The following is a 12,230-nucleotide window of genomic DNA, read 5'->3' on the forward strand; positions in this document are numbered from 1 at the left end:
ACGATTGCCGTCATTGCGGGCTGCGTCGCAACAGTTGAGAGTGAGGCAAGCATGGCCTTTCGTTCCCGTCGCGAGAAACTGCGTTCCATCCTGTTGGGCGGGACCTGCGTCCATCCCGGCTCAGTCTATGACGCGATTTCGATCCGCATTGCCGAGGATCTTGGCTTTCCGCTTGGCATGTTCGGCGGCTCGGTCGCCTCGCTCGCCGTGCTTGGCGATCCCGATGTCACCCTGATCACGCTCACCGAGCTGGCCGAGCAGATGCGGCGGATGTCGCGTGCCGCGGCGCTGCCGGTGCTGGTCGATGCCGATCACGGCTATGGCAATGCGCTGAACGTGCGCCGCACGGTGCAGGAGCTGGAGACGGCGGGGGCGGCCGGTCTCACCATCGAGGACACGCTGCTGCCGGCGGCCTTTGGCGAAGCCAAGGCACAGCTGATCTCGCTGGAGGAGGGGGTCGGCAAGATGAAGGCGGCGCTCGACGGCCGCGGCGATCCCACGCTGGTCATCATGGGCCGCACCGGTGCGGCCTCGATCAGCTCGATTGAGGACGCGATCCGCCGTGCCAAGGCCTATGAAGCCACCGGCGTCGATGCGCTGTTCTTCACCGGCATCAAGTCGCGCGCCGAGCTCGAGACCATCGTATCCGCGACGCGTCTGCCGATCGTGCTCGGTGGCGCGCCGGACGAACTGAACGCGATCGACTATCTCGCCCGACAGCGCGTCCGCATCGCGCTTCAGGGCCACGCGCCGATCGCGGCGGCGACGCAGGCGGTTTACGACGTCCAGAAAGCATTGCGCGAGGGCACGGCGCCGAAAGCGCTGAAGGGATCGCCGTCAACGGAGCTGACCAATCGCGTCATGCGCGACGCCGAAGTCAAAGCGCGCAGCGCCGATCTCCTCGGGCTGAAAAAATGAGCCGCGCGATCCTTCAAGTCGTGATCTGCGGCCGCGTCCAAGGCGTCGGCTATCGGGCCTGGGTTGAATCTCAGGCTGTGACGTGCGGCCTGGAAGGCTGGGTCCGCAATCGTCGCGACGGCAGCGTGGAAGCGCTGTTCGCGGGAGCGCCGAAACAGGTCGCCGACATGGTCGCACTGTGTCGCCACGGACCTCCGTCCTCGCGGGTGGACAGCGTGACGAGTGAGACCGCGAGCATCGATGAGCTGAACCTGCGCAGGGCTGGAGAAGCGTTCTCGGTGTTGCCGACGATTTAGTCGCGCTCACCGCGGCAGCTTCGAGATCGCCTCGCTGAGCTCGTGGATTTCATATGGCTTGCGCAGGATTGGGAAATCGCTGCGCACGCCGGCGGCGGCTTCGCTGTAGCCGCTGGCGAGCAGGATCGGCAGGTCGGGGCGGATCTGGCGCAGGCGGTGGGCGAGGCCGAGCCCGTCCATCTTGCCGGGCATGACGATGTCGGAGAAGACGAAGTCGACGCCATTGTTCTCGAGCTCGCGCAGCGCGGATTCGGCATCCGCGACCCGGCGCACGCGATAGCCGAGCTGCTCCAGCAAACCGGTGCTGACAAGGGCGACATCGGGATTGTCTTCGACCAGCAGCACCGTGCCACTGCCGCGCGCCGGCGCAGTCTCGAGCGTTTCATCGCTCGGTGCGGCCCCGGTTGCGCGCGGCAGCAGGATGGTGAACGTGGTGCCTTTGCCGAGCTCGCTTTCGACCTTGATCGTGCCACCGGCCTGATGCGCAAAGCCGTGCACCTGCGACAGGCCGAGGCCAGTGCCTTTGCCGACCGGCTTGGTCGTGAAGAACGGCTCAAAAATCTTGTCGACGACGTCGGAGGGGATGCCGAGCCCGGTATCGGCGACGGTAATGGCGACGTACTCGCCGCTGTGGAGCGGATCGTCCAGCACGATGTTGTGCGCGCCGATCGTCACCGTGCCGCCGTCGGGCATGGCGTCGCGCGCATTGATGACGAGGTTGAGCAGCCCCGTCTCGAACTCGGAGACGTCGGCCTTGACCGGCCAGACGTCGCGTTCGATGTCGAAGGCGAGGCGAACGGCGCTGCCGGCGCCGGCATACAGCACTTCGCGGATCGCCTCGATGCGGTCGACAAAATGGATCGGCTGCGGATTGACGCTTTGCCGCCGCGCGAAGGTCAGGAGCTGCCCCGTCAGCGCGGCGCCGCGCTTGGTGGCGGTCTCGATCGCCGAGATCGCGCGCTGAAACTTCTCGTCGCCGACGTCGCCCTTCTTCAGGACGTGAAGGCTGCCGGTGATGATCATCAGCAGGTTGTTGAAGTCGTGCGCGAGGCCGCCGGTGAGCTGGCCGAGCGCATCGAATTTCTGCGACTCCGCAAGCCGCCTCTGCATCTCCTCGAGCTTGATCTGCGTGTTGCGCCGCTCGGTGATGTCGCGGGTGATCTTGGCGAAGCCGACGAGCGCGCCGCCCTCATAGATCGGGTCGATCACGACGCTTGCCCAGAAGAAGGAGCCGTCCTTGCGGACGCGCCAGCCTTCCTCCTCATAGCGGCCCTGGTCCCGGGCGATGCCAAGGGCACGGGCCGGCTTGCCGTTGGCGCGGTCGGTCTCGGTGTAGAAGCGCGAGAAATGCTGGCCGACGATCTCCTCGGGCGAATAGCCCTTGATGCGCTCGCCGCCGATGTTCCAGCTGGTGATGATGCCGGTGGGGTCGAGCATGTAGAGCGCGTAATCCGCGACTCCCTCAACCAACAACCGGAAACTTCGCTCGTTTTCGAACAAGTCTCTCTGTTGACTGGACCTTTTGACCATTCCAAACCCCGCCTCGACCGGAGCAAACGTTGCAGATGGCGTTTGGTTCCCGTTCTCTGGAACATTTTTAGGCAAATCGAGGGGACGGGTATGCAGGAAGCAAGGCGATTGCGGCACTTGACACGCAATCTCATTCATCAGATATTTCTGTCATGACAGAAATAACCGAAAAGAAGAAACTCCCCACCGCCGTCGAGCGCTTCATCCTGCATTGGGGCGACATGGGGGATCAGTGGGGCGTCAATCGCTCGGTCAGCCAGATCCACGGGCTGCTCTATCTCGCCGAGGCGCCGATGACGGCCGAGGACATCGCCGACACGCTCGGCATGGCGCGCTCGAACGTTTCCAACTCGCTGAAGGAGCTGCTCGCCTGGAACCTGATCCGGCGGGTGCCGATCCTCGGCGACCGCCGCGATCATTACGAAGCGGAGACCGACATCTGGGAGGTCGCAGCCCGCATCGCGGCGCGGCGCAAAGAGCGGGAGCTTGATCCCGCGATCACGGCGCTCAGGGCCTGCGTGTCCGATGCCGCTGAGGATCCGACCATCAATCCGGTCGCGAGCAAACGGCTGAAGGAGATGCTCGCCTTCACGGAGCTCGCCGACCACTGGTTCATGCAGATGCTGAAAGTGCCGCGCCCGCGGCTCGTCGCCTTGATGCGGCTTGGCGAAAAGATCGCCAACCTGCTGCCGCTGGGCAAGGCCAAATAGTTCCGAGGAGGGTGCGATGACGTCGGCGAGATTATCAGGCTCCAACGCACCTCCCTCCGCTCACATCAAACTGCTCGACGACCGCCGCTTCCGAGCGCTGCTGTCGGACGAGGATTGGGGCCGGCTGCCGCTCGCAACCTGGCGACGCTTTTCCAAGCGCGTCGCTGACGGCGACAGCGTGGTCTATTTCGGAATCGTCGACGAGGTCGGCTTCAGCGACATGGGCTGGTGGTTCGCCCAGGCCGCGCGCCTGATTGGTGGCCCGCTGCCGACCGGCCGCGACACCGGCGTGCCCATGATGGTGACTGTCACCGAGGACGGCGCGACCGGCGGCCAGACCTGGACCCGCATCTGCGCGCGCAAGCGCGGCTTTCCGCAGGTGATCCATTCCGCCAAGCGCTTCGCCGGCCCGACCGGGCTCGAGGAATATGTCGGCTTCGGCGTCTCCATGGCGCTCCGCATCGCGGTGGAAGGCGAGGCGCTGACCTTCCGCAGCGCTGCTTACGGCCTGCAGCTCGGGCGCCTGTGGATCCCGCTGCCGCAATGGCTCACGCCAGGCGATCTCACGGTCACGCATTCGGATCTCGGCGAGGGCGCGTTCCGCTTCACCCTCGATGTCATTCATCCGCGTTACGGCGCGCTGATCCGCCAGTCCGCCGTGTTCAGGGAGGCCGTGTCATGACTCCGCTACTGTGGACGCTCATTGCCATCCAGATTGTGATGGGCGTGTTCGACACCTTCTATCACCACGAGTTCACCGAGCGCCTGGCCTGGCGCCCGTCGCAGCGTTTCGAGCTGAAACTGCACGCCATTCGCAACATGCTTTATGCGCTGCTATTCCTGCTGCTCGGCTGGTTGGGGGTCTATGGCGTGCTGGCGCTGGCGATCGTCGCGGTCCTCGTCGCCGAGATCGTCATCACGCTGATGGATTTCGTCGAGGAGGATCTGAGCCGAAAGCTGCCGCCGAGCGAGCGGATCAATCATACGCTGCTCGCGATCAACTACGGCGCGATCCTGGTGCTGCTTCTGCCGGTGCTGATCGAGTGGGCGATGCAGCCCTTTGGCGTGCGCGTGGTGTATCAGGGCCTGCTCAGCATCGCCGCGAGCGCCTGCGCGGTCGGCGCTGCGCTCTGCGGCGTCAGGGATTTTGCCGCGGTGCGCCGGCTCGGCCGCATGAAGAGCGTTCCCGCAGACGGGCTTGTCGAGAAGATCTCCGGCCGTAAGACTGTGCTGATCACAGGTGCCACCGGATTCATCGGCAGCCGCCTTGCGGCGAGCGTCGGCGGAGCAGGGCATCACGTCATCGCGCTCATTCGCACCCCCGCGAAGGCGGAGATGCTGCCGCCACCGGTCACGCTGATCACCAGCCTCGATCAGCTTGCCGCGGACACGCCAATCGACGCCATCGTCAATCTCGCCGGCGAGCCGATCGGCAACGGCCTCTGGACCGAGGCGAAGCGCGCGAAGATTCTTGGCTCGCGCATTGACATGACCGGCGAGGTCGTCAAGCTGATCGCGCGGCTCGAGCGCAAGCCCGAGGTGCTCGTCAGCGGCTCCGCGATCGGCTGGTACGGCCTATGGGCCGACCAGGTGCTGACGGAGTCGGCCAAATCGCACGCCTGCTTCAGCCACGAGCTCTGCGCAGCCTGGGAGAAGGCGGCTCGGCCGGCGGAGGAGCTTGGCGTCCGCGTGGTCAATTTGCGTATCGGCCTCGTGCTCGGCACCGAAGGCGGCTTCATCACGCGGATGCTGACGCCGTTCGAGTTCGGGCTCGGCGGTCCGCTCGGCACCGGGCGGCAGTGGATGTCCTGGATCGAGCGCGATGATCTGATCCGGCTGATCGCCTATGTGATGGCGACGCCCGATCTCGCCGGGCCTGTGAATGCTACCGCGCCGATCCCCGTCACCAACGCAAAGTTTACCGAGGAGCTCGGTCGCCGCCTGCATCGGCCTGCGGTGTTCCGCATTCCCGGTGGCTTGCTGCGCCGGATCGGCGGCGGCTTCGCCGACGAGCTCCTGCTCGGCGGTCAGCGCGTGCTGCCGAACAAGGCGCTGAGCCGCGGTTTTGTCTTCAGGCACGAAACGCTGCGCAGCGCGTTCGAGGCGATCTTGTGAGGTGATGTCAGGTGGCGGCCACACTCCGAAACGTCGCCGCCACCGCACGCAACGCCGCGAGCTTGGCGGGATCGCTGACCTTCGAATGCAGCATCACCTTTGAGCTGCCGAGTTTCGGCAACTTGTGCGCGGGTCCGATATCGACCAACCCGTGAGGCGCGATCCGTCGCGCCAGCGGCGCGATCGCAAGTCCGGCAAGTGCGGCTGCGACCACCGCGGTGACACCGCCGCCGACGAAGCGCTCGCGCCAGATGAGGCCTGCCTTGTCGAGCGCGCGCACGGCAATCGCCCGGACGCCGCAGGGCGGGGCGAGCGTCGCAAGCGGCAGTGCTTCGCCCTTCGGCAGAGCCAGGCGTCGCGACGCGAACCAGCCGAATTCGTCCTCCGTCAGTTTCTCACCGCCGCGGCGGCTGCCTTCCTGGCGCACGATCACCGCATCCAACTGGCCGGCATCATAGACATCCTGCATCTCGCGCGAGAAGCCGATGGTGACGGCGAGGGTGAGGTTCGACGACATCGCGTGCAGCCGTTCCAGCAGGGGCACCAGTTCAGGGCCGGCTGCGTGATCGGAGATGCCGAGCGAGAGCGACTGTGCGGCCGCTGCCTCGCCCGACAGCGCGCGGTCATGCGCGGCGATCAGCGCGCGGGCGCGATCGAGGAAGCTGGCGCCGTCGGCGGTGAGGCGGACTGCGCGCGGCGAACGTTCGACGAGACGTTTGCCCAGCAATGTCTCCAACCGCTGCAGCTTGAGACTGACCGCGGCTTGCGTGGTGCCGAGCGCTTCGGCCGCACGCGTAAAACTCTGGAGGTCGGCGACCAGCAGGAAGGCCTGGACGGTGGCGATGTCGAGTGTCGCTGCCATTATGGATTCTTATCACTGGTATCAACAGAGATAAGATATCAAAATGAAAGGGGGAGGTCTAGCTTCTGCCCAACGCCGCGCAAAACCGCGCGACATCCTGAGGAGAACGACCATGCCCCTGATCACCGTGTCCTACACTTCGTCCCGCCAGTCGCCCTCGCTGAAGGCCGACATCGCTAATGCCGTCTCCGAACTCACCGCAAAAATCCTGCACAAGGATCCGGAGGTCACCGCCATCATCGTGAAGCCGGTCGATGCCGGTGACTGGTTCGCCGGCGGCAAGTCGCTCGCCGAGCAGAAGCTGGCCAGCTACTGGATCGACATTCACGTCTCCGAGGGCACCAATACCAAGGACGAGAAGGCGGCTTATCTAGCGGCGATGTTCAAGCGCATGGCCGAGATTTTGGGCCCGCTGCATCCCGAGACGTACCTGCACGTCGACGAGGTCAAGGGCGACGCCTATGGCTTTGGCGGCCTGACCCAGGAGCGGCGCTACATCGCCGGCAAGCTCGACGTGTCGCTGGCTGAGGCGTGAGGCTGCAAGCCGCGGGTGAGCCATCTCACCCGCGGCTTTTGTCGTCAGCTCGCCGCGCGGAACTGAACCTCGGACTCGTTCATGAAACACATCTTGTCGAACAGTTTCAGGTCCAGCGGGTTCGGCAGCCTGACGTCGCTGAGATCGGGGCAGGGCTTGATCGCGGGATCATAGGCCCGGTCAATCTGCGAGACGAAGACGACGATCGGCCCCTTGTCGCGCGCAAAGGACTTTAGTGCCCGCACCTGAACGGTGAGATCGGGGTTTTCCCGTCTTTGGTCGAGCAGTTGCAGATAGTCGATCACCACGACTGTGCCGCGCGGAGCTGTCGCCATTTGCTTGACGATGTAGTCGGCGCTGATGGCGTCGGAGCAATCGATCTCGAAGAGTTTGTCGAACTCCGCCGGCTCCACGCCGATCGCCCGCAAGCGGTCCAGCACGTCTTTCGCGGTGTATTCGAGCGAGAAGAACGCGGCACGATGGCCGGACTTCATGGCCTCCACGGCGAGTTCGAGGCTCATCAACGTCTTGCCCTGACCGGGGCGTGCTCCGACCAGCACGAGGTCGCCCGGCCTAAATTGCGGGAACAGCTTGTTGGCCGGTGTCGCGGCGGCGGTTTTCGCCGCGAGCATGCTCCAGACGGAAAATCCTTCCGTCGTGGCGATACGATCAAGCGCGTCATGGAGCGGAATGCCTTCGTCGCGGGACAGGCGCTTCGCTTTTCGCTTCAGATGATAAATCGGGGCAGACAACTTCATCGTCAAAACCTCCCATTGCGAGCTGAAACGCAATCCCTCCTTATGCTTGGCGCTCGAACAGTCGGTCCGATGGTTTGGTCGCCCGGCATGAGGTCTGCTTTCCCGGCGGAGGGGGGAGGCGTGGGCGGCACCGGACGCGAGCGTAACCGATTCGCGCCGATGAAGAACGCGCGCGGCGTGTCTTCAACAGGAATGCGTCAGGCGGCCGCTTCCGGCAGCAGCGCGCGGGTCGGCCCGAACAGCTCTTCAAATGCCTGCCGAAGCGCGACATCGAGATCGGCCATGGTCACCAGCTGGCCGAGGTCGACCAGCGAGGTGACGCCGTAGCGGGGATCGGCAACGCCGCAGGGCACGATGCCGGCAAAATGCGAAAGCTCCGGCTCGACATTGATGGCGATGCCGTGGAACGAGACCCAGCGCTTTAGCCGCACGCCGATCGCCGCGATCTTGTCCTCGTGGTCGGCTCCCTTGTCTGGGCGCTTCACCCAGACGCCGACCCGGTCCTCGCGCCGCTCGCCGCGGATGTTGAAGGCGGCGAGCGTCTTCAGGATCAGTTCTTCCAGGCTCGCGACATAGGCCCGCACGTCCGGCCGGCGGCGCTTGAGGTCGAGCATGATGTAGGCCACCCGCTGGCCCGGGCCGTGATAGGTGAGTTGGCCGCCGCGCCCCGTCGCAAAGGTCGGGAATCGGGGATCGAGCAGGTCGGAGTCCTTGCCGGAGGTCCCCGAGGTGTAGAGCGGCGGGTGTTCGAGCAGCCAGACCAGCTCCGGCGCCTCGCCAGCCGCAATCGCAGCGACGCGCGCCTCCATTTCGGCCACGGCCTCGGGATAGGGCACCGGCGCATCCGAGATTCGCCATTCGACGGGGTCGCCGTCTGTGGCGGAAAACGACGTCAAATCGAGCTCTTGGCGGGGGTTTTGAGGCGAATTAACCATTAGCTAACCATAACGTGGTGATCATCGCGGGAGCAAATCCAAGTCCCCAGTTGCGGCGGTCCTGACAGTGCCCACACTTGATAAAGTTACCGTGGATCTCATGGTCGTCCTCGGGACGACCACCATGCCGATCCATCAAGTATTACGTCTTTCCCGCGGCGCCATCATCGAGCTGGACGCTACCGAGGCCGACGAGGTCAAGGTTCTCGCCAACAATCTGCCGGTGGCCTCCGGCGTCGTGCTGGTCGACCGCAACCGGATCGCGGTCGAGGTCAAGCAGATGCTGCCGCGGACGCCTGGGACCCGGTAGGGCCCGGGGCACGTGGTGAGGGGCGCTTACGGGGCAGGGGCAGGAACTTTCCTGCCAAGCTTGTGGAATTCAGGGCCTTTCCAGGCTTGTACCCCACTGATGGATTTGTTAGATCGGCGCCGTTGATCCGGCAGGCCTCAAGCCCTAAGCCGGCATCCCCAAAGCGCTCGTGGCGGAATTGGTAGACGCGCTGCCTTGAGGTGGCAGTGAGTAAAATCGTGGGGGTTCGAGTCCCTCCGAGCGCACCATAAACCCAGCTTTAAGCTTGAAATCGCTAAGGTTTTTTGTGGAATTTTCTACGCAAAGTTACTACTCTGTTCTCACCTGACGTTCCGGCCCTGTTCGCATCGGGCACCGGCATGAAGTCGTCCAGCGACTGGCTCTGATCGAACGCCACGATCTTCTCCATGCCGCTAATCCCGAGCTTCTCCCGGTTCGCCTGCGCTATGTAGTGCGCCGGCATTTTCGGATCGGTCCATCCAAACATCGCCATCATCTGGCTCTCTGTGCAATCGGCGTACGCCGCGACCTCGGCCCGCGCCTTGCGGACCCCATGGCAGCTTTTCTTGGGCTCGTTGACGCCGGCCAGGACCGCGTACTTCTTGAACTTCATCGCCCACGCCTTCTTGTTCATCGGCTGCACCCGGCCGCGCACCGTCTTGCCGGTGAACACCTCCACGCCGACGATCCCCGCCGCCCGCGCCATCCGCAGGCTGCCCGCAAATTCCGGGTGCACCGGCACCGTCACGGTGGTGTTGCCGCGGCTCTTCTCGGTAGTGATCTGCACGGCCATCTTGCGGACGACCTGTCGGAGATGCGGCGGCCCGAAGCGGTGCGCGTCGCCAAGGCGCAGGAAGGTGTAGTGCAGGATGTCGAACATCAGCCGCGCCTCAGTGCCAAGCGGCCACTTCGCCCGAAAGAGCGCCATGTCGTCCTCGGTCCAGGGCAGGAAACCGCCGCTTTCGCGGCTCGCCTTCCCCTTGCCCGATTTCAGCCCGATGGTCGGATCGTCGTCTTCGTCGAGATGACCTTCCTCGATCATCCAGCGGATCATACCGCGCAGCGCCGACAGCAAGTTGCCGGCCTGTGCCGGTGTTCGCGCCTTCATCTCTGCCTTGATGACCTTGCGGGTCAGGACCGCAAACGGCTTCTCGCCATTTTCAGGCAGCAGCGACTCGATTAGCCCAGTGCGCTGAAGCCGTGTCGAGTCCGCAAGCCCCTCCTGCCCGACGCTCAGATCGCCGAGCCAATGGTCGCTTTGCTTGTACGCGCTCCAGTACCATCGCAGAGTACCCGGCTTCGGCGGCGTCGCGGGCAGAGTAGGGCGGGACTCATTGCGCTGCTTCTGCGCGTTGATGTAGTCGCCCTCGTTGCCATACAGCGCGATCTGTGCGGCGACGGCAGTATCGACCTCGGCGTCAAACTCGGGCGTGCCGAGTTCGGCCTTGATCCGGATCTTCGGCAGCTTGTTGCGCAGTTGCACATAATAGCGCACCTGGCCCCATTGGCTGACGTCGATATGAAGATAGCGCCGCTCCGGCTGGTCCGGTTTCATGGTGGGCTTGACCCGACGCATTCGCTTCACCCCGCCGAGCGTTGCGATCGCCGCTTCGTAGGCGAGGTCGAACCCTTCGGTGCCGTATTCCTCACTGATGCCGATCCGGCGGCCCTTGGCGCTCACCTTCACGTACCAGCGCAGCGCGCCCCGCGCGGAATAATCGAAGTAGAGATACCTGCGCAGATCCCCAGGCGCGCGGGGACTGCGGGGTTCGTCTCCAAGCATTGGCTTTCTCCGTGGACCAATGCTTGGAGTCTAATGATGCGTTGACTCCGCATCAATTGCATAAGGTGCGTTTCACCCGCTTTCGGTGCGTTTCAGGTAGCGCCGCAACGTCTTAGATGGAACCCATATCTCGTCAGGATCGCCTGTAGGCTTGATCTGCGCGGCGCTTGCCGTCAGGGCGATCCGAATAACGCCCTCTCCATCGACCGTGACCGCGCAGGCGCCGGCTTCCTTCGCGGCGCGGATCGCGCGGGCAAGGTCTGCTTGTGTGACCTTGGCTGGACGCCGCGGCATGACGCTTCTCCTATAGTCGTGTAAAATTCAGCGCCATCCGACTCGAGTACTTCCCCGTCATGTGCCGCCGATCGTCCCGAAGGCGGTCGGCGCGCGACCAACACACTGACCCGAACGCCGGGCTGATGGTCCGCGCAGCCGGTACCCAATCAGCGGCCGACGAGACGCGGTTGCGGTGGAGGACTCGTTGGTCTCTTCGAGTAGCGCGCAAGCCCCCGGCTTCGTTCGAAGCATATTCCAGATCAAAACCGCCACGGCATCCGTCTCGAAAATTGCATCCGATACATCACGGAAATTGTCACTTGGACCGCGCCCTGCTGCAGCTCAAGCATCGAAATGAAAACTGAGGAAGCTACGGATAAAAGAGTAAAGAGTTCTCCGTCCGGCATTCGGCTAGATTGGAGTGGAAATCGGACGGGTAACTCGGAGAATGTTGCGCTTCCGACCCGTGAACATTGGTGCGTCAACGACTCACTCGTGGTCGAGCTCGGAGCGAGCATGCTGGCGTTGCTCGATCGCATGTGGCGAGCCGATCCGACAATCACGGCTTTCGTCCCGACGTTAAGGGACGTGGCCGCAGAGTGCAGAAATTATCGCAATGAAGTGGCCGAAATTCGCCGGCATGCACGATCAACAGCAAGGCTGGAGTCACATATCGGCTAGTGTTTTGCGCGGGAACAAACGTGTCGTGCGCGGTGCTTGCCGCGCTGGAGTGTGAAACGGGGGCAATTGTGAGCGCCGCCTTGTGGCGGCGTCTCACAAGGAGAAACTGTCATGCTGAACTCAATATACGTTCCCCCGCCGCGCTACCTGTGCACCAAAGAGGCAGTTCGCTTTCTCAGCCTGTCAGCACGGACGTTGGAAAAGCATCGTACTTATGGCACCGGTCCCCTCTATCGGAAGATTGGAGGCCGCGTAGTGTATGCGCTTGCGGATCTGCTGGCTTGGGCTGACTCCGGACCTCAAGACTTCCACCTCTGATCCAAGCATCGGGCCGTCACCTGCACGGCGTCGCGATAGGTGAGTGCAAGCAGAATGTAGGGTACAAGTCGTCCTTGAGCTTCGAACGCGCTCGTAGCCAACCGTATTGCTCGTGCGGCGCAGGTGCAAGCCAATGCGAGCGCGTTGCGCCGCACCACCCAGCGACAACCGGCGCATCATTGGGAGGACCGCGCTCTGCGTAC

At 63.9% G+C, this 12,230-nt stretch carries 13 protein-coding genes, 1 tRNA gene and 1 pseudogene; 9 read left to right on the forward strand and 6 right to left on the reverse strand.

Annotation, left to right across the window (positions count from 1 at the left end):
* The first annotated feature begins 51 nt into the window (after nt 1-51).
* Nucleotides 52-918 (forward strand): isocitrate lyase/PEP mutase family protein, encoded by an 867-nt coding sequence (locus tag JJC00_RS17200; RefSeq protein ID WP_200473680.1) that lies wholly within the window; start codon nt 52-54, stop codon nt 916-918.
* Nucleotides 915-1,214 (forward strand): acylphosphatase, encoded by a 300-nt coding sequence (locus tag JJC00_RS17205; protein ID WP_200473681.1) that lies wholly within the window; start codon nt 915-917, stop codon nt 1,212-1,214. The genes JJC00_RS17200 and JJC00_RS17205 overlap by 4 nt, the downstream gene beginning before the upstream one ends.
* A gap of 6 nt (nt 1,215-1,220) precedes the next feature.
* Here the strand turns inward: JJC00_RS17205 and JJC00_RS17210 are convergent, their stop codons facing one another.
* On the reverse strand, nt 1,221-2,744 hold the full coding sequence (locus tag JJC00_RS17210; protein ID WP_200473682.1) for a PAS domain-containing sensor histidine kinase: 1,524 nt from the start codon (nt 2,742-2,744) through the stop codon (nt 1,221-1,223).
* Between the two features lie 152 nt (nt 2,745-2,896).
* Here JJC00_RS17210 and JJC00_RS17215 point away from each other — a divergent pair, with 152 nt between their 5' ends.
* The 3 genes from JJC00_RS17215 to JJC00_RS17225 are packed head-to-tail and all read left to right on the forward strand — an operon-like array spanning nt 2,897 to nt 5,569.
* Nucleotides 2,897-3,454, forward strand: a complete 558-nt coding sequence (locus JJC00_RS17215) for a GbsR/MarR family transcriptional regulator (protein WP_200473683.1) — start codon at nt 2,897-2,899, stop codon at nt 3,452-3,454.
* Between the two features lie 16 nt (nt 3,455-3,470).
* Nucleotides 3,471-4,136 (forward strand): DUF4166 domain-containing protein, encoded by a 666-nt coding sequence (locus JJC00_RS17220; protein WP_200473684.1) that lies wholly within the window; start codon nt 3,471-3,473, stop codon nt 4,134-4,136.
* Nucleotides 4,133-5,569: a TIGR01777 family oxidoreductase gene (locus tag JJC00_RS17225; protein ID WP_200473685.1), complete on the forward strand. Its 1,437-nt coding sequence runs from the start codon at nt 4,133-4,135 to the stop codon at nt 5,567-5,569. Before JJC00_RS17220 ends, JJC00_RS17225 begins: the two co-directional genes overlap by 4 nt.
* Nucleotides 5,570-5,576: 7 nt before the next feature.
* On the opposite strand, the gene JJC00_RS17230 is transcribed toward JJC00_RS17225, so the two are convergent.
* The gene (locus tag JJC00_RS17230) at nt 5,577-6,431 is read right to left on the reverse strand and encodes a LysR family transcriptional regulator (RefSeq protein ID WP_200473686.1); all 855 of its coding nucleotides are present in this window, start codon (nt 6,429-6,431) and stop codon (nt 5,577-5,579) included.
* A 112-nt stretch (nt 6,432-6,543) separates the two neighbouring features.
* Here JJC00_RS17230 and JJC00_RS17235 point away from each other — a divergent pair, with 112 nt between their 5' ends.
* Nucleotides 6,544-6,966 (forward strand): tautomerase family protein, encoded by a 423-nt coding sequence (locus tag JJC00_RS17235; protein WP_200473687.1) that lies wholly within the window; start codon nt 6,544-6,546, stop codon nt 6,964-6,966.
* A gap of 44 nt (nt 6,967-7,010) precedes the next feature.
* Here the strand turns inward: JJC00_RS17235 and JJC00_RS17240 are convergent, their stop codons facing one another.
* A complete protein-coding gene (locus JJC00_RS17240) occupies nt 7,011-7,724 on the reverse strand; it encodes a DNA helicase (protein ID WP_200473688.1) in 714 nt (237 codons plus the stop codon).
* 197 nt (nt 7,725-7,921) lie between these two features.
* Entirely contained in the window at nt 7,922-8,659 is a 738-nt protein-coding gene (gene lipB, locus JJC00_RS17245; RefSeq protein ID WP_200473689.1) for a lipoyl(octanoyl) transferase LipB, read from the reverse strand.
* Nucleotides 8,660-8,726: 67 nt separating this feature from the next.
* Here lipB and JJC00_RS17250 point away from each other — a divergent pair, with 67 nt between their 5' ends.
* Together JJC00_RS17250 and JJC00_RS17255 are read left to right on the forward strand one after the other, a co-directional pair.
* Nucleotides 8,727-8,969: a FliM/FliN family flagellar motor switch protein gene (locus tag JJC00_RS17250; protein ID WP_011088012.1), complete on the forward strand. Its 243-nt coding sequence runs from the start codon at nt 8,727-8,729 to the stop codon at nt 8,967-8,969.
* A gap of 163 nt (nt 8,970-9,132) precedes the next feature.
* Nucleotides 9,133-9,217: transfer RNA gene (locus JJC00_RS17255), tRNA-Leu, on the forward strand.
* 26 nt (nt 9,218-9,243) lie between these two features.
* Here JJC00_RS17255 and JJC00_RS17260 read toward each other — a convergent pair.
* Together JJC00_RS17260 and JJC00_RS17265 are read right to left on the reverse strand one after the other, a co-directional pair.
* Nucleotides 9,244-10,752, reverse strand: coding sequence for a tyrosine-type recombinase/integrase (locus tag JJC00_RS17260; protein WP_200473690.1), 1,509 nt, complete (start codon nt 10,750-10,752; stop codon nt 9,244-9,246).
* 72 nt (nt 10,753-10,824) lie between these two features.
* Nucleotides 10,825-11,046, reverse strand: a complete 222-nt coding sequence (locus tag JJC00_RS17265; protein ID WP_200473691.1) for a hypothetical protein — start codon at nt 11,044-11,046, stop codon at nt 10,825-10,827.
* 774 nt (nt 11,047-11,820) lie between these two features.
* On the opposite strand from JJC00_RS17265, the pseudogene JJC00_RS38150 reads away from it, so the two are divergent.
* A pseudogene (locus JJC00_RS38150) lies at nt 11,821-12,070 on the forward strand (helix-turn-helix transcriptional regulator).
* The last annotated feature ends 160 nt before the right edge of the window (nt 12,071-12,230 follow it).

This window comes from Bradyrhizobium diazoefficiens, from assembly GCF_016616885.1.
In the GTDB taxonomy this organism is placed as follows: Bacteria; Pseudomonadota; Alphaproteobacteria; order Rhizobiales; family Xanthobacteraceae; genus Bradyrhizobium; species Bradyrhizobium diazoefficiens_F.

Excerpts from the sequence above, each read along its gene's own strand:
- JJC00_RS17200 (WP_200473680.1), top strand. The coding sequence starts at position 52 with ATGGCCTTTCGTTCCCGTCGCGAGAAACTGCGTTCCATCCTGTTGGGC.
- JJC00_RS17205 (WP_200473681.1), top strand. The coding sequence starts at position 915 with ATGAGCCGCGCGATCCTTCAAGTCGTGATCTGCGGCCGCGTCCAAGGC.
- JJC00_RS17210 (WP_200473682.1), bottom strand. The coding sequence starts at position 2,744 with ATGGTCAAAAGGTCCAGTCAACAGAGAGACTTGTTCGAAAACGAGCGA.
- JJC00_RS17215 (WP_200473683.1), top strand. The coding sequence starts at position 2,897 with ATGACAGAAATAACCGAAAAGAAGAAACTCCCCACCGCCGTCGAGCGC.
- JJC00_RS17220 (WP_200473684.1), top strand. The coding sequence starts at position 3,471 with ATGACGTCGGCGAGATTATCAGGCTCCAACGCACCTCCCTCCGCTCAC.
- JJC00_RS17225 (WP_200473685.1), top strand. The coding sequence starts at position 4,133 with ATGACTCCGCTACTGTGGACGCTCATTGCCATCCAGATTGTGATGGGC.
- JJC00_RS17230 (WP_200473686.1), bottom strand. The coding sequence starts at position 6,431 with ATGGCAGCGACACTCGACATCGCCACCGTCCAGGCCTTCCTGCTGGTC.
- JJC00_RS17235 (WP_200473687.1), top strand. The coding sequence starts at position 6,544 with ATGCCCCTGATCACCGTGTCCTACACTTCGTCCCGCCAGTCGCCCTCG.
- JJC00_RS17240 (WP_200473688.1), bottom strand. The coding sequence starts at position 7,724 with ATGAAGTTGTCTGCCCCGATTTATCATCTGAAGCGAAAAGCGAAGCGC.
- lipB (WP_200473689.1), bottom strand. The coding sequence starts at position 8,659 with ATGGTTAATTCGCCTCAAAACCCCCGCCAAGAGCTCGATTTGACGTCG.
- JJC00_RS17260 (WP_200473690.1), bottom strand. The coding sequence starts at position 10,752 with ATGCTTGGAGACGAACCCCGCAGTCCCCGCGCGCCTGGGGATCTGCGC.
- JJC00_RS17265 (WP_200473691.1), bottom strand. The coding sequence starts at position 11,046 with ATGCCGCGGCGTCCAGCCAAGGTCACACAAGCAGACCTTGCCCGCGCG.